This window comes from Xanthomonas arboricola pv. juglandis (assembly GCF_001013475.1).
Lineage (GTDB): Bacteria > Pseudomonadota > Gammaproteobacteria > Xanthomonadales > Xanthomonadaceae > Xanthomonas > Xanthomonas arboricola.
Genome location: NZ_JZEF01000001.1, coordinates 888,473 through 904,242 on the forward strand (window position 1 = coordinate 888,473; position 15,770 = coordinate 904,242).

Below are 15,770 nucleotides of genomic sequence, written 5' to 3' on the forward strand. Positions count from 1 at the left end.
CCCGCGTCGCACGGTGTTGTGCGGCGCAACATGGCTATTGTCCGCCCGTGCGAAGCGGTGTTCAAGCACACGCCAGGCAACACTGCGTACGCATCACAGGGCCGATAACACCACCAGCCCACCTGAGAGAGCCGTACGCTCGCAAGACGGGCGCGAATGCTCGCCCGATCGGCCCGCAAACTGCTCAGCCCGTCCCGATTCCCCAATCCCGATTCCCGATTCCCGATTCCCGGCTCTTCAGGGCCCCGGCGCCGCGCTATCCCAGGCATCCATGATCTGCAGGACCTGCGGCAACGCCTCGCGAAACTGCTGCACCAGGCGCGGTTCCAGTTGCTTGCCGGCCATGCTGTCGAGCTTGCGCATGGCATCGTCCACCGTCCATGGCGCCTTGTAGGCGCGCCGCCCGCACAGCGCGTCGAACACGTCGGCCACCGCCACGATGCGCGCCGATTCGGGAATGGCCTCGCCGGCCAGGCCGTTGGGATAGCCGCTGCCGTCCCAGCATTCGTGGTGATGCAGCGCGATTTCCGCAGCCAGCTGAAACACCGGCCCGCGCCCGTGCCGCAGCAGGTCGTGGCCGACCTGCGGGTGCTGGCGCACCACCGAGCGTTCGTGTTCGTCCAGCGCATCGGGCTTGTGCAGGATGTTGCCGGGCACCGCGATCTTGCCGGCGTCGTGCAGGGGCGCGGCATCCTGCAGCAGCTGCGCCCGTTGCGCCGGCCAGCCGACCTGCTCGGCCAGCACCTGCGCATACGCGGCCATGCGCCAGATATGCGCGCCGGTGTCGGCGTCCTGGCCTTGCCCGGCGGTCCCGAGCAGATGGATCGCATCGCGGTAGTGCTGCGCCAGGCGCGCGTTTTCGGCCAGCTTCAACTGGGTGGCGATGCGCGCCTTGAGCAGGGCGGGCGAGTAGGGCTTGCTGACGTAGTCGGCCGCGCCCGCTTCCAGGCCGGTGCGTTCGTCGTGCTCGCTGCTGCGCGAGGTCACGAACAGGATCGGGATGGCCGTGCTGGCGGGCTGCTGCTTGAGCGTGCGCGCCACCGCATAGCCGTCCATGTCGGGCAGCTCGACATCCAGCAGGATCAACGCCGGCGTGTGGCGGAGCACCGCCTCCAGCGCTTCGCCGCCGGACTTGGCGAACACCAGCGGAAAATCGTCGCGCAGCAGCTGGCGCAGGGTGGCCAGGTTGCTGGATTCATCGTCGACACACAGCAGGGGGCGATGCGGCATGGAGGCTCCTTGCCAGCCGGCGTGGTGAGCGGTCAGCGCAGGTGAGTGGCTTGCCAGTCGCGCAAGGTGGCCTCGGCGCGACGGAAGTCGAAATCTTCCACCGCACGCTGCAGTGCTTCCTGCAGGTTGCGCGGCAGATGCGGCGCGCAGATCAGCAGCGCGTGGTCGATCCTGTCGGCATCGTCGCTGCCCAGGGCCGCTTCCAGGATCTGCACGCTGTCCGCGTCCAGCGCGGCATCGTCATCGCCTGCTTCCGCGTCGCTGTCGCCGTGTTGCAGGAAGGCATGGATCGCGGCGGCGGTACGCTGCATGGTGTCCTTGAGTGCGAGCAGTGCCGAGGTGATGTCGTGGCCCTGCTCGATGCGGGTTTCCAGGTCGCTGGCGGCACCGGCCAGGGCCGGCAATGCCAGCGACCCGGCCGCGCCGCGCAGCTTGTGCGCCAGCGCACCGATCGCCGGCAGCTCGTTGCGGCGCAGATGCTCGGCTGCGGCCTCGGCCGGGTCGGGGTTGTCGCGCAGCAGTTTGAGCAGATAGCGCTCGTACGGTTCGCGCTCGCGCCACAGGCTGCGTGCACGCGCCGCATCCAGCACCTCCGGGTCGGCGTGTTCCCACTCGGGGCCGCCCTGCACAGCGGCCTCGTGCGGCAGCGACGGGATGCGCCGTACACCCGGCTGCAGGAAGTGGCGGATGGCGGTGACCAGTTCCTCCACATTGAACGGCTTGGCGATGAAACCGTTCATGCCCGCTTCCAGCGCTTTCTCCTGCTGTGGGCGAAAGGCGCCGGCAGTCAGCGCGATCACCGGCAGGCTGGCCAGCGCGGGGATCTGCCGCAGCCGCCGCGTGGCTTCATAGCCATCGACCACCGGCATCTGCACGTCCATCAACACCAGCTGGAACAACTCCGGCGCGCGCCTTAGCGTGTTGATGGCCTGCTCGCCATCGTGGGCGACCGTGACCATGGCGCCTTCGCCTTCGAGAATGCGCTGCGCCACTTCGCAGTTGATCTCGCTGTCGTCCACCAGCAGCAGATGCGCGCCTTCCAGCCGACGCGCCACGAAGGTGGGCGCCACCGGCCGCGCGCCGGGGCGTTCGTGGACCAGTTGCTCCACCAGCCGGTGCAGCGCCGCGCTGGTGACCGGCTTGGTCATCACCGCATCCAGGTCCTGTTGCTCGGGATGCTGCTCCAGCAGGCGGCGCTCGTAGGCGGTGACCATGACGATCACCGGATGCGGGCCGGGCACGGCGCGTGCGCGGATCTGCCGCGCGATCGCCACGCCGTCGATATCGGGCATGCGCCAGTCGAGCAGGAAGATGTCGTAGGGCTCGCTGGCCTGTTCGATCGCCTGCAGGGCGGCCTGGCCGCTGGCGACCGCATCCACGCGCCAGCCGAGTTCGGTGGCGATGCGCACCAGGTTGTTGAGCGCCGCATCGTGGTCGTCTGCGATCAATACCCGCGGCATCGCTTCCGGCGGCAGCGCCGGCAGGTTGCGCTGTGCCAGCGGCGGGGCGGATTTTTCCAGCGTCACCACGAAATAGAACTCGCTGCCGCGGCCGGGCACGCTTTCCACCTCCAGCTCGCCGCCCATCAATTCGATCAGGCGCCGGCTGATGGTCAGGCCCAGGCCGCTACCGCCGTAGCGCCGGCTGGTGGAGGTGTCGGCCTGCAGGAACGGCGAGAAGATCAGGCTCTGCTTTTCCTTGGAAATGCCGATGCCGGTGTCGCGCACCGAGAACAGCAGCTTGAGCTTGTTCGGATCGCCGCTGGGGAAGCGCCGCACCGACAGCACCACTTCGCCCTGCTCGGTGAACTTGATCGCGTTGCCGACTAGGTTGACCAGCACCTGGTTGATGCGCAGCGCATCGCCGAGCAACCAGCGGCAATCGCGCGGCAGCGGTTCGACGATCATTTCCACCGGTTTGGTGCTGAGCGAGGAACGCATCAGGTCGGCGATGTTGTCGAACAGTTGATTGAGGTCGAACGGTGCGCGTTCCAGATCGATGCGCCCGGCCTCGATCTTGGAGAAATCCAGGATGTCGTTGATGATCTCCAGCAGCGAGCGCGCGGAGCGGTCGATCTTGGTCACCATGTCCTGCGCCGCACCGGGCAGTTCGCTGCGCTGGAGCAGGTACAGCATGCCCAGGATCGCGTTCATCGGCGTGCGGATCTCGTGGCTCATGTTGGCCAGGAAATCGGACTTGGACTGGTTGGCGCTCTTGGCCGCGTCCATCGCCAGGCGCAGCTGCTTCTCGTGCAGTTTCTGCTCGGTCAGGTCCACCGCCATGCCCAGGTAACCGATCACCTGATCGTTATCGTCGCGCAGGGTGCTCAGGGTCAGCAGCACCGGCAGGCGACGGCCTTCGTGGCTGACGTAGGTCCATTCGCTGGTGTCGCTGCGGCCCAGGCTGGTCAGCGCCGCGATCGCCTCCAGCGTATGCGCCACCGGCCCGCCGGTCTGCTCGGCGAGCAGGTGCGCGCGCTCCTGCAGTTCCTCCTGCTCGATGAACTGGCCGGCCTTGCGGCGGCCGATCACCTCGTCGGCGTTGTAGCCCAGCAGTTTTTCCGCGGCGCGATTGAACAGCGTGACAAAGCCGCTGGAGTCGGTGGCGATGATGGCAAAGCCGGCGTGCGCCAGGATCGCGCGATGCAGCGCGGAGAACTTCATCAGCTCGCTGGTGCGTTCGGCGACCTGGTGTTCGAGCGATGCATTCAGCGCGACGATGCGCTGGTGCGCACGCACCCGCTCGGAGATGTCGCGGAAGAAATGCGAGTGCCCGCTCAGGGTGGCATCGCGTTCGATGATCGGGGCCTTGCTGGCCAGCACATGGACCAGATGCCCATCGCGATGACGCATGCTCAGCGCCGCCGAGGTATCGACCGAATGGCGTTCGTCGGCATGCTCGATGTCGGGGATCGCATACGGCTGCGGCGACAGCAGCATCGTTAGGTTCTGGCCGATCGCCTCGTCCGCGCTGTAGCCGAACATCGCTTCGGCAGCGGGATTCCAGTGGGTGATGTGTCCGTCCGGGGTCTCGGCAACGATGGCCTCGCTGGAATGGCTGACCAGTGCTGCCAGCTCCATCTGTTTGCGCAGCACTTCCTCGCGCCGCAGGCCGTTGCTGAAATACAGCACCAGCAATGCCGCCAGCAGCGCCGACACGCCCAGCACCAGGCCGCCGATCAGCCACGGCGAGGTCTGGTTGAGCGAGGCCAGGAAGCTGGCGGTGGGGTGGGCGGTGATGATCCAGGTGCGTCCGTAGATCTGCAGCTGCTGCACCACCGGCGGGCGACGCGCGCTGTCGCTGGATGGCGTGCCGCTGCGGAAGAAGTTGTGGGTCGGCTCGTTCCGGTCGGACAGATCCAGCGCCACGTCCTCGCGCTCGCCCAGGGTGCTTTGCACCATCTGCTCGACGCTGAAGGGCGCATACACCCAGCCACTGGTCGCGGCCATGCGCTGCTGCGGCGTCTGCAGCGGCATGCCTTCGCGATACACCGCCAGCAGCACCAGGAATCCGCTCTCGCTGGGAATGCGATAACCGGACAGCGAGATCGGCGAGGTCATGATCGGCACGCCGCTGCGTGCGGCCTGCAGTGCCGCTGCGCGGCGACGCGGCTCGGAGGCGATGTCCAGGCCGATCGGACGGTTGCCCGAGGACTCCGGTTCGAAATACAGCACGATGTAACGCTCGCCGTCCCAGGGCTCCAGCGGCCGGCGCTTGATGTCCGGTGCGCCGTCGGCGCGCGCGGCCTGCAGGAAGGCCTCTTCGTCTGCGGGCGCGACGCGATGGATGTAGCCGTAGCCCAGCACGCCGGGAAACTCGCGCGCGTAATCGCGCGAGCGGCTGTACAAGGTGAAGCGGTCGCGACCGATGACATCCTTGCCGGCGCCGATCACCGCGCCACGCGCGCCGCGCAGCCCGTGTTCGAAGGTATACATGCGCTCGCTGATGTTGCGTGTCAGCGTGCGCACCACATAGTTGAAACGCTGCTCGCGCTCGAGCTCGTTATGTCGCTGTAGCGACAGGCCGGCAGAAATGGCGGCGATCAGACCTGCGGCGAGAATCAGCAGGGCCCCGATCGATGCACGGCGCCCGTATTTTCTGCGCAGATCCCAGCGGCCATTCGGCATTTCTGTTCCCTTGCCTTGCCTGTTGCGTGCCCGGTGTGCTGGCCGACAGCGAAGTCGGTCTCGTGGTGGCGCCTGACGATCATCAGACTACGTGCAGTCTCCCCGGCGTCCGCACGTGCGTCCGGTGGGCGATCAACGTCATTGCCAATGCATCAGAACGCCAGCCAGATCGATAATGCGTGAAGGGCAAGGCCGATCAGTCCGCCCACCAACGTTCCATTGAACCGAATGTATTGCAGATCGCGTCCGACACCCAATTCCAATTGTTCGACGAGGTGACGTTCGTCCCAACTTTTCATCGTCGACGCGATATGGTCGGTCACCGATGCGCGCAAGCGTGTGGTGAGTTTGTCGGCAGCCTGCAACATGTGCTGGTTGAGCGCTTCGCGCAGCGAGGGATCCTGCGACAAGGCCTGGCCGAGCGATTGCATGGAGCGCTCCATATGCGCGGCCATCGACGATTCCTCACGCGCCAGGTCGTTGCGCAGTGCATCGCGAATCTCGCCCCACAGACCTTGCACGTAGTCCTGCAAGGCCGGATGTTCGATCGCGCGCTGCTTGAGTTCTTCCACGCGCTCGGCCATTGCCGGCTCGTCGCGCAGGCGCGCGATGTAGCGTTGCAGCCAGGCTTCATAGTCGAGCCTGATTGGATGCTCGGGCGTCTTGAGGATGTCCTGCAACTCCTCGATCGCCGCACGCGCCATGCGGTCGGCCAGGCTGTCGCCGATCTCCTCGATCGGCTTGACCCAGTTCACCGTGCCGACCAGCTTGGGCCACTCGCGCCGCGCGTAACGCACGATCAAGGCCGAGGCGCGCGTCTTGACCTGCTCCTGATCCAGCCACTCGCCCAGGCGCAGCAGCACCTCGTCCAGCAATTTCTGATGCCGGCCATCGGTGGTCAGCAGCGCCATCACATCGCCGACGGTGGCGGCAGCATTCCATTTGCGCAGACGGTCGACCACGAAGCGCTGGATCGCGCGGCGCACCGCGGCCTCGTCCAGCAGCTCCAGCGCCTGCAGCATCCAGCTGCGCGCCATCTGCGCGAGCATGCGCGCCTGTTCGGGTTTGGCCAGCCATTCGCCCAGGCGGCTGGCCGGGTCGAACACGCGCAGTTTGTCCATCAACGCCTCGGGGGCGAGGAACTGGTCGCGCACGAACACCGCCAGGCCGTCGGCCAGACGGTCCTTGCCGCGCGGCAGGATGGCGGTGTGCGGAATCGGCAGGCCCATCGGGCGGCGGAACAAGGCCACCACCGCGAACCAATCGGCCAGTGCGCCGACCGTGGCCGCTTCGCAGAAGGCCGAGACCCAGGCCCAGACGCCTTGTTCGCCCATCAGGTGGCTGACGACGAAGCCGGCGAACATGGCCAGCAGCAGGGCCACAGCCAACAGCTTCATGCGCTGCAGCTGGGCACGACGGGGATCGACGGGGCGGGGAGTGCTAACGCTTGGTTCCATCTGCGCAGTGTACCCAGTCGCCGGAGCAGGGCATGTCCACGGCCGGGGCGTGATGGCCCGGTAGGAGCGCGCCCGAGCGCGACGGGTCACCGGGACAGCCACATCGCGCCCGGGTGCGCTCCTACGAGTCGTTGCAGTGATCGCGGCTGCCGATCGCGGTGGCGGCTGATCGGTTCTGTAGGAGCGCGCCTGAGCGCGACGGGGTTACCAGGAACGCCGCGTCGCGCCCGGGTGCGCTCCTACGAGTGGTTGCAGCGATCGCGGTGGCCGTTCGCGGTGGCAGCTGATCGGTTCTGTAGGAGCGCGCCTGAGCGCGACGGGGTTACCGGGAACGCCGCGTCGCGCCCGGGTGCGCTCCTACGGGTGTTTGCGGTGATCGCGGTTGCCATTTGCGGTGGCGGCTGATCGGTTCTGTAGGAGCGCGCCTGAGCGCGATGGCGTTACCGGGACAGCCACGCCGCGCCCGGGTGCGCTCCTACGGTGATGCACCGTCTGGCACTTAGCCGCGCAGGCGCTCCAGCTGCGATTGCAGCGCGGTCACCTTGGCCTGCAGCGCGGCGTTTTCGTTTTCCAGTTCGGTGACGCGGCGTTGCAGGGCTTTCATGTCGCGGCGTTCGGCTTCGCCGCCTTCGGCCTCGTCGGGCTTGGGTTTGCGCTTGGCGTCGCGTACGCGCTTGGCAGCCTGTTTGAGCTCGGCCTTGCCGGCCTGCGCGGCGGCGCGTTGCTCGTCCTCGGACAAGGTGGCCACGGCAGCGGCGGCGCTGATCGAAATCTCGCCGGCCTTGACCGCCTGCACCACTTCCGGGGCGGCCTGCTTGTGGATGCGCTCGATCATCACCACCTGGTTATTGCTCAGGCGGGCCTCGCGCGCCAGCTCGGCGCGGCTGACCGGGGTGGAGGTTTCTTCCCACGGTGGGCTGTCGCTGTCCGCGGCCGCCGGCGTGGCGTCGTGGTCGATGCCGGTGGCCGGCTGCTCAGGGTCGGCAACCGCCGGCGCTTCGGCAGCGGCGTCGGCGTCGCGCTGGCTGCGCTGGCGCGCGGCCAGGATCTCGCGCTTGCGCAGCGCCAGCACGCCACGCTGGAAGTCCGACACGCTGCGCCGGCCCAGGTGCTGCTCGATCATCCACAGCTGCACGTCCTGCATCGACTGGAAGCGCGGGTTCTGCACGGTCTGGAACGGCAGGTCGTGCTTCTGGCAGATGCCGTAGCGGTTGTGGCCATCCACCAGCACATCGCCCCACAGCACCAGCGCATCGCGGCAGCCCTCGGCCAGCAGGCTGCGCTCCAGCGCCTCGTGCTCGTCGGGCGTCAGCGGGTCGATGTAGGCCTTGAGTTCTTCTTTGACAACGATGTTCATGCGGCAACTGCGGGGAAGTGCGGGGCCGGCATTGTAGTGAGCCTGCCCCGGCTTTGCGCGCTTGACCGCGCCGCGTGCCGGCGTTACGCGCGGGCGCCTGTGTCCTGGTCGTCAGGCGGTGCTGCGCAGGATCTTCGCCAGCGTTTCGACCATCTGCCCGATCTGCTCGGGCGTGACGATCAGCGGTGGTGACAGCGCGATGACATCGCCGGTGACGCGCACCAGCAGGCCGCCGTCGTGGAAGCAACGCTCGAACACCTCGTAGCCGCGTGCGCCCGGCGCGCCGTCGCGTGGCGCCAGCTCGATCGCGCCGATCAGGCCGATGTTGCGGATGTCGATGACGTGCGGCAGCCCGCGCAGGCTGTGCAGCGCGTCTTCCCATTGCGGGCCCAGCGTGATCGCGCGGTCGAACAGGTGTTCTTCGGCGTAGGTGTCCAGCGTGGCGATCGCCGCGGCGCAGGCCAGCGGATGGCCGGAATAGGTGTAGCCGTGGAAGAGCTCGATCGCGTTCTGCGGCCCCTGCATGAAGGCCGCGTGGATCGCATCGGCCACAAGCACCGCGCCCATCGGCACGCTGCCGCTGGTCAACCCCTTGGCGGCGGTGATCAGGTCCGGCGTGACGCCGAAGCGTTGCGCCGCGAATGCCTCGCCGACCCGGCCGAAGCCGGTGATGACCTCGTCGAACACCAGCACGATGCCGTGGCGGTCGCAGATGGCGCGCAGCCGCTGCAGATAGCCTTCCGGCGGCAGGATCACCCCGGCCGAGCCGGATACCGGCTCGACGAAGACCGCCGCAATGGTCGAGGCATCGTGCAGGGTGATCAGGCGTTCCAGATCGTCGGCCAGCTCGGCGCCGTGCGCCGGCAGCCCGCGCGCGTAGGCATTGCGTTGCAGATCCAGCGTATGCCGCAGATGGTCGGTGCCGGCCAGCAGGGGGCCGAACCATTTGCGGTTGTTGGGCAGCCCGCCGATCGACATGCCGCCGAAGCCGACCCCGTGATAGGCCTTTTCGCGCCCGATGAAGCGGGTGCGCTGGCCCTCGCCGCGCAGGCGATGGTAGGCCAGCACGATCTTCATCGCGCTGTCGACCGCCTCTGAGCCGGAGTTGGTGAAGAACACATGGCCCAGGCCCGGCGGTGCGATCGCGGCCAGCCGCTGCGCCAGCACGAACGGCAGCGGTGAACCCATCTGGAAGGTCGGCGCGAAATCCAGCGTGCCGGCCTGCTCACGGATCGCCGCCACGATGCGCTCGCGGGCGTGGCCGGCATTGCAGCACCACAGCCCGGCGGTGCCGTCCAGGATCTGGCGGCCGTCGACATCGCGGTAGTACATGCCGGCAGCGGAGGCCAGCAGGCGCGGGCGCGCCTTGAACTGGCGGTTGGCGGTGAACGGCATCCAGAACGCGTCCAGGTGCGCCGGTACCTGCAGCGCGTGCGCGCCATCGCGCGGAGGGTGGTCGTGCATGGCGGACTCTGTCGCTGGGGAGCGTCCGACTGTACGGCCACCGCGCGTCGGCCGTCACCCCGGCCGAGCGCGACGGCGAGCACGATTTGCAGACCCGCATGCGCCGATCCGCATGGACTAGTCAATTAGTCGCAACGTCGGCCGCTAAGCTGTGGGAACGCCTTGTGGTGCAGGCCATGACGGGTTTTTGACCGGCTGCGGGGCGCGCCGAAGCATTGCAAAGATTCAACGATCGCCGATGATGCGCCAGACGAGTGCCAGTTGGGCCTGGTAGTCGCCGCTGCCCTTATCGCAATACGTCAATCGATCGCAGCCATCAATCGTTTTCGGAGCCACTGACACCGCCTGCGCGCAGCCGTCCTGTCGGGCGCTCCGGACACACTTCATCGCACTTTTTAGGGGAACGGGAATGACACAAGGGTCCACCGTGGCGAGCGCCAACGGCGCAGACGCCGGCCTGCTGTCCAAGGAGCGCATCGTTGCGCGTCCGGGCTTCAATCGTTGGTTGGTACCGCCGGCGGCACTGGCGATCCACCTGTGTATCGGCATGGCCTATGGCTTCAGCGTGTTCTGGCTGCCGCTGTCCAAGGCGCTGGGCATCACCGAGGCGATCGCGTGTCCGGCCGACATGGGCCTGTTCGCGCGCATGGTCGCCACCACCTGCGACTGGAAGATCAGCGAGCTGCAGTGGATGTACACGCTGTTCTTCGTGCTGCTGGGCTGCTCGGCGGCGATCTGGGGCGGCTGGCTGGAACGTGCCGGCCCGCGCAAGGCCGGTGTGGTCTCGGCGCTGTGCTGGTGCGGCGGGCTGGTGATTTCGGCGGCCGGCATCCACTTCCATCAGATCTGGATGCTGTGGCTGGGCTCGGGCGTGATCGGCGGCATTGGTCTGGGCCTGGGTTACATCTCGCCGGTGTCGACGCTGATCAAGTGGTTCCCGGACCGTCGCGGCATGGCGACCGGCATGGCGATCATGGGCTTCGGTGGCGGCGCGATGATCGGCAGCCCGCTGGCCGATGCGCTGATGCGCCACTTCGCCACGCCGACTTCGGTGGGCGTGATGGAAACCTTCCTGGTGATGGCGGCGCTGTACTTCGTCTTCATGATGGCCGGCGCGTTCGGCTATCGCGTGCCGCCGAGCGGCTGGACCCCCGCCGGCTGGACCGCGCCGGTGGCCAGCAACAACGCCATGATCACTGCCAACCACGTGCACGTGAGCAAGGTCTGGGGCATCCCGCAGTTCTGGCTGCTGTGGGGCGTGCTGTGCCTGAACGTGTCGGCCGGCATCGGCGTGATCGGCATGTCCTCGCCGATGCTGCAGGAAGTGTTCGGCGGCCGGTTGATCGGGGTGGACGTCGGCTTCGGCAGCCTGGACACGGCGCAGCTGGCCAGCATCGCGGCCATCGCGGCCGGCTTCACCGGCCTGCTCAGCCTGTTCAACATCGGCGGGCGCTTCTTCTGGGCCAGCATGTCCGACAAGCTCGGCCGCAAGAATACCTACACGCTGTTCTTCGTGCTGGGCATCTGCCTGTACGCGGCTGCGCCGTCGGCCGGCGGCGTGGGTGGCATCGCGCTGTTTGCGGGCATCTTCTGCATCATCCTGTCGATGTACGGCGGCGGCTTCGCCACCATCCCGGCATATCTGGCCGACCTGTTCGGCACCCAGATGGTCGGCGCCATCCACGGCCGCCTGCTGACCGCCTGGGCCACCGCCGGCATCCTCGGTCCGGTGGTGGTCGGCTACATGCGCGAGTACCAGCTGGCCCACGGCAGCCCGCCGTCACAGGTCTACAACACCACCATGTACATCCTCGCCGGCATGTTGGTGCTCGGTCTGATCTGCAACCTGTTGGTGCGCCCGGTGGCCGCGCGTCATTTCATGACGCCGGAAGAACTGGCGCGCGAGAAGCAGCTGGCGCACGAGAAGGTGGACCGCAGCGGCAAGGCGATGCTGCCGCCGGAGCAGATGGCTCGCATCGGGCATGGCGGCAACCCCGCCCTGGTCGCGCTGGCCTGGCTGGCGGTGGGTGTGCCGATGTCCTGGGGCATCTGGGTCACGCTGCAGAAAGCCTTCGTGCTGTTTCATTGAGATGAGATGACACTTCCGTCTTCCCGTTCCGTGCGCGCCGGCAGTGTGGTGCGCACGGTTGTCCGCCACCGCGGCGGCCGCAACGCCACGGTGCAGGACATGGTGGCGGCCGAAATGCCGGTCGCGTTCCACTACAACGGCGTGCCGTTCGCGGTGATGATGGCCACGCCGGAAGACCTGGAGGATTTCGCCTTCGGGTTCTCGCTGAGCGAGGGCATCGTCGACCAGCCGCAGGATCTGCGGGTGGTGGCGGTGGAGACGTTTCTGGAAGGCGCTTCGCTGCAGATCGAGATCCCGCCCGAACGTGCCGCCGCGCTGGACCGGCGGCGGCGCAATCTGGATGGCCGCAGCGGTTGCGGGGTGTGCGGCAACGAATCGATCGAAGCGGTGCTGCGTGTGCCGCCGCTGCTGCAGTCGGCGTTGCAGATCGATGCGCAGGCATTGGCGCGTGCGCTGGAAGCGCTGCACGCGCAGCAGCCGATCGCCGCACAGACCGGCGCGGTGCATGCCGCCGGTTGGGCCGATGTGCACGGTGTGGTGCGCTACGTGCGCGAAGACGTCGGCCGGCATAACGCGCTCGACAAGTTGATCGGTGCGCTGGCGCGGGAGCGCGTCGATGCATCGCAAGGGTTTGCGGTGGTGACCAGCCGCGCCAGTTACGAAATGGCCATGAAAGCCGCGCAGGCCCGGATCCCGCTGCTCGCAGCGATTTCGGCACCGACCGCGCTGGCGATCAGCCTGGCCGACAGTGCGGGACTGACCCTGATCGGGTTTGCCCGCGATCACGATTGTGTCGTTTACAGCCATCCGCAGCGCCTGAATCTGGGCGTTGGCGTGGGAGAGCCCGCATGAGCAAGAAGACCATCCAGCAATACGACAATCCCGCCGGCGGCTGGGGCGCATTGCGCTCGGTTGCCAAGCACCTGATGGAACAGGACATCGCGGTGCAGGGCGCCAAGACGCTGCTGCACGCCAACCAGCCGGACGGTTTCGACTGCCCCGGCTGCGCCTGGCCCGACCGCGATCACACCTCCACCTTCGAGTTCTGCGAGAACGGCGCCAAGGCCGTCGCGGCAGAGTCCACGGCGCGCCGCGCCGGGCCGGAGCTGTTCGCCTCGCACAGCGTCAGCCTGCTGTCGCAGTACAGCGATTACTGGCTGGAAGGGCAGGGCCGGCTGACCCAGCCGATGCGTTACGACGCGGCCACCGATCACTACGTGCCGGTGAGCTGGGACGAGGCGTTTGCGCAGATCGCCGGGCACCTCAACGGGCTGGCATCGCCCGACGAGGCGATCTTCTACACCTCCGGGCGTACCAGCAACGAGGCGGCCTTCCTGTATCAGTTGTTCGTGCGCGAGTTCGGCACCAACAATTTCCCCGACTGCTCCAACATGTGCCACGAGCCGTCCGGCACCGCGCTGCGTTCGCAGATCGGCGTGGGCAAGGGCACGGTGTCGCTGCACGATTTCGAACTGGCCGATGCGATTCTCATCTTCGGCCAGAACCCGGGCACCAATCACCCGCGCATGCTTGGCGAGTTGCGTCAGGCTTCCAAGCGCGGCGCGGCGATTGCGGCATTCAATCCTCTGCGCGAGCGCGGGCTGGAGAAGTTCGCCGACCCGCAGGACAAGCTGGAGATGCTGCACAACGGCTCCACCCGCATCGCCTCGGATTATTTCCAGCTCAAGATCGGCGGCGATCTGGCCGCAGTCAAGGGCATCATCAAGCACGTGCTTGAGCGCGACGCACAGGCCCAGCGCGAGGGCATGCCACGCCTGCTGGATCTGGAATTCATCGACGCCCACACCGCCAACTTCGACGCCTTCGCTGCCGAGGTGCATGGCGAATCCTGGGACACCATCGTCGAAGAGTCCGGGCTGGACGAAGCGGCGCTGCGCAAGGCCGGCGAACTCTATCTCAATGCCGAGCGTGTGATCGCCTGCTGGGGCATGGGCATCACCCAGCACAAGCATTCGGTGGCCACCATCCACATGATCACCAACCTGCTGTTGCTGCGCGGCCATCTGGGCCGGCCGGGCGCGGGCGTGTGCCCGGTGCGCGGGCACAGCAACGTGCAGGGCGACCGCACGATGATGATCTACGAAAAACCGCCGGCCGCGTTCCTGGACAAGTTGCAGACGCTGTTCGGGTTCGCGCCGCCGCGCGAAGACGGTTTCGACACCGTCGGTGCGATCGAGGCGATGCTGGACGGGCGCGGCAGGGTGTTCTTCGCCATGGGTGGCAATTTTGCCGCCGCCACGCCCGATACCGACGCCACGCATCGCGCGCTGCGCAATTGCGAATTGACTGTGCATGTCACCACCAAGCTCAATCGCAGCCACCTGGTGCATGGGCGCGATGCGCTGATCTTGCCATGCCTGGGCCGTACCGAAATCGACATCCAGGACGCCGGCTCGCAAGGCGTGACGGTGGAAGATTCGATGAGCATGGTGCACCTGTCGGCCGGCATCAATCCGCCGGCCTCGCCGGAGCTGTTGTCCGAGCCGGCGATCGTGGCGCGGCTGGCCGAGGCGACGCTGGGTGCGCGCAGCGCGATCCGCTGGCGTTGGCTGGTGGGCGACTACGACCGCATTCGCGACCTGATTGCCCAGGTGTTCCCTGATTTTGCCGACTTCAACCAGCGTGTGCGGGTGCCGGGCGGCTTCCGCTTGTCCAACACCGCGCGCGATCGCCAGTGGGTGACGCCCGAGAAGCGTGCGGTGTTCAAGCCGCACGCGGTGCCGACCGACAACCCGATCCATCGCGCACGCCGCAGCCACACCGAGCAGATGGTGTTTACGCTGGCCACCACGCGCTCGCACGATCAATACAACACCACCATCTACGGGCTGGACGATCGCTACCGCGGCGTGTTCGGCGAGCGCCGCGTGCTCTTCATCAATGGCGCGGATATCGCCGCGTTGAACATGAAGGCCGGCGACTGGGTGGACCTGGAGAGCCTGTGCGAGGACGGTGTGCACCGCGAGGCGCGTCGCTTCCTGCTGGTGGACTACAACATTCCGCGCGGCTGCCTGGCGGCGTATTACCCGGAAACCAACGCGCTGGTGCCGCTGTCGAGCTTCGCCGACGAAGCGCGCACGCCCACTTCCAAGTCGATTCCGGTGATCGTGCTGCCGCACCGCGCCGAAACCGCCGATGCGGCGCCGCGCGACATCGGAGCGGTGCTTGTCCGCTGATCCACAACTCACCGCGCTGCTGCTTGACACGTTGGCCGACACGCCCGAGGGCGTGTCGCTGGCGCGCCTGTGCAAGCAACTGGGCGTGCGCATGAGCGTGCTGCTGCGCACCCTGGCGTGGTTGGGCACTGCCAGCCTGGATGGTCAACCCGGTCCGGGCTGGATCCAGGTAGAAGACCGCGGCGAGCGCCAGTTCGCAGTGCTGACCGATCTCGGGCTGGCAGCGCATGCGCAACGTGCAATAACGCAAACGCAGCAGGGCGACTGAGCAACTTGCTGGTTCTTCCCGGCTGCTTCACTTGCACCGGAAGCTGGTCGGACGCACCGTGATCCAAATAACGCAGGCCACGCTTTGCTTGCAACCAAACACACCGACCACCTCGACAGGTCCTTGTCCGCTCACCGTCGCGGGACCTTACGCGGCATGGATGCCGCGGAAGAGCCTACAGGGACGTACTTGCGGCGTGTCCTGCGATGGTGGGCGGGCAAGGGCCCTGCAGCTAAGTCGCAGACCCGACGCTCTGCAAGCGATCTATCAGCACTATCCGACCACTCCAAGACCCACCGAGCTCTTCAATGGTGGCGCCGTTATGGATGCAGTCGAAGACTTGGGTCAAAAGCCTGGTTGATCGAGCGCGCGGTGCCCTCACCGCTTGCGGGACACGCCGTGAATCCATCCGTGGAGGCTCCTCGGCGGCATCCATGCCGCCGAGGATCCCGCAACCGGCAAGGACACCGCACCAGAGAGTTGGTTGGCTGCTTTCCTCAAAGCTTATTTCTCGGCTTGCGGTGGGAAGATGAGACGTTTGTAAGTCGCGTGTTGAAAGCCTGTTGCTCGGCCTGCGTCGG

General features: G+C 67.1%; 9 protein-coding genes. 4 read left to right on the forward strand and 5 right to left on the reverse strand.

Going from position 1 to position 15,770, the window contains the following annotated elements; translation table 11 throughout:
* Positions 1 to 237: 237 nt before the first annotated feature.
* From XARJCFBP2528_RS03510 to aptA, 5 genes are all read right to left on the reverse strand, one after another.
* Positions 238 to 1,230 carry an HD-GYP domain-containing protein gene (locus XARJCFBP2528_RS03510; protein ID WP_016904431.1) on the reverse strand — a complete coding sequence of 331 codons (993 nt, stop codon included), beginning with the start codon at positions 1,228 to 1,230 and terminating at the stop codon, positions 238 to 240.
* A 32-nt stretch (positions 1,231 to 1,262) separates the two neighbouring features.
* Positions 1,263 to 5,357, reverse strand: a complete 4,095-nt coding sequence (locus tag XARJCFBP2528_RS03515) for a CHASE domain-containing hybrid sensor histidine kinase/response regulator (RefSeq protein ID WP_047124316.1) — start codon at positions 5,355 to 5,357, stop codon at positions 1,263 to 1,265.
* Positions 5,358 to 5,509: 152 nt separating this feature from the next.
* Positions 5,510 to 6,814, reverse strand: coding sequence for a DUF445 domain-containing protein (locus XARJCFBP2528_RS03520; RefSeq protein WP_039526797.1), 1,305 nt, complete (start codon positions 6,812 to 6,814; stop codon positions 5,510 to 5,512).
* 499 nt (positions 6,815 to 7,313) lie between these two features.
* On the reverse strand, positions 7,314 to 8,171 hold the full coding sequence (locus tag XARJCFBP2528_RS03525) for a hypothetical protein (RefSeq protein ID WP_016904988.1): 858 nt from the start codon (positions 8,169 to 8,171) through the stop codon (positions 7,314 to 7,316).
* Between the two features lie 111 nt (positions 8,172 to 8,282).
* Positions 8,283 to 9,635, reverse strand: coding sequence for an omega-aminotransferase AptA (gene aptA / locus XARJCFBP2528_RS03530; protein ID WP_047124317.1), 1,353 nt, complete (start codon positions 9,633 to 9,635; stop codon positions 8,283 to 8,285).
* A 409-nt stretch (positions 9,636 to 10,044) separates the two neighbouring features.
* On the opposite strand from aptA, the gene XARJCFBP2528_RS03535 reads away from it, so the two are divergent.
* From XARJCFBP2528_RS03535 to XARJCFBP2528_RS03550, 4 genes are read left to right on the forward strand one after another with little or no spacing between them, the layout of a single operon-like run.
* The gene (locus tag XARJCFBP2528_RS03535; protein WP_047124318.1) at positions 10,045 to 11,724 is read left to right on the forward strand and encodes an OFA family MFS transporter; all 1,680 of its coding nucleotides are present in this window, start codon (positions 10,045 to 10,047) and stop codon (positions 11,722 to 11,724) included.
* Between the two features lie 6 nt (positions 11,725 to 11,730).
* On the forward strand, positions 11,731 to 12,576 hold the full coding sequence (gene fdhD / locus XARJCFBP2528_RS03540; protein WP_024940201.1) for a formate dehydrogenase accessory sulfurtransferase FdhD: 846 nt from the start codon (positions 11,731 to 11,733) through the stop codon (positions 12,574 to 12,576).
* On the forward strand, positions 12,573 to 14,921 hold the full coding sequence (locus XARJCFBP2528_RS03545; RefSeq protein ID WP_016904907.1) for an FdhF/YdeP family oxidoreductase: 2,349 nt from the start codon (positions 12,573 to 12,575) through the stop codon (positions 14,919 to 14,921). The genes fdhD and XARJCFBP2528_RS03545 overlap by 4 nt, the downstream gene beginning before the upstream one ends.
* Positions 14,911 to 15,189 (forward strand): hypothetical protein, encoded by a 279-nt coding sequence (locus XARJCFBP2528_RS03550; RefSeq protein ID WP_016904906.1) that lies wholly within the window; start codon positions 14,911 to 14,913, stop codon positions 15,187 to 15,189. Before XARJCFBP2528_RS03545 ends, XARJCFBP2528_RS03550 begins: the two co-directional genes overlap by 11 nt.
* Positions 15,190 to 15,770 lie beyond the last annotated feature (581 nt).

Coding starts and splice junctions, on each gene's coding strand:
- XARJCFBP2528_RS03510 (WP_016904431.1), bottom strand. CDS start 1,230: ATGCCGCATCGCCCCCTGCTGTGTGTCGACGATGAATCCAGCAACCTG.
- fdhD (WP_024940201.1), top strand. CDS start 11,731: ATGACACTTCCGTCTTCCCGTTCCGTGCGCGCCGGCAGTGTGGTGCGC.
- XARJCFBP2528_RS03515 (WP_047124316.1), bottom strand. CDS start 5,357: ATGCCGAATGGCCGCTGGGATCTGCGCAGAAAATACGGGCGCCGTGCA.
- XARJCFBP2528_RS03525 (WP_016904988.1), bottom strand. CDS start 8,171: ATGAACATCGTTGTCAAAGAAGAACTCAAGGCCTACATCGACCCGCTG.
- XARJCFBP2528_RS03545 (WP_016904907.1), top strand. CDS start 12,573: ATGAGCAAGAAGACCATCCAGCAATACGACAATCCCGCCGGCGGCTGG.
- aptA (WP_047124317.1), bottom strand. CDS start 9,635: ATGCACGACCACCCTCCGCGCGATGGCGCGCACGCGCTGCAGGTACCG.
- XARJCFBP2528_RS03520 (WP_039526797.1), bottom strand. CDS start 6,814: ATGGAACCAAGCGTTAGCACTCCCCGCCCCGTCGATCCCCGTCGTGCC.
- XARJCFBP2528_RS03535 (WP_047124318.1), top strand. CDS start 10,045: ATGACACAAGGGTCCACCGTGGCGAGCGCCAACGGCGCAGACGCCGGC.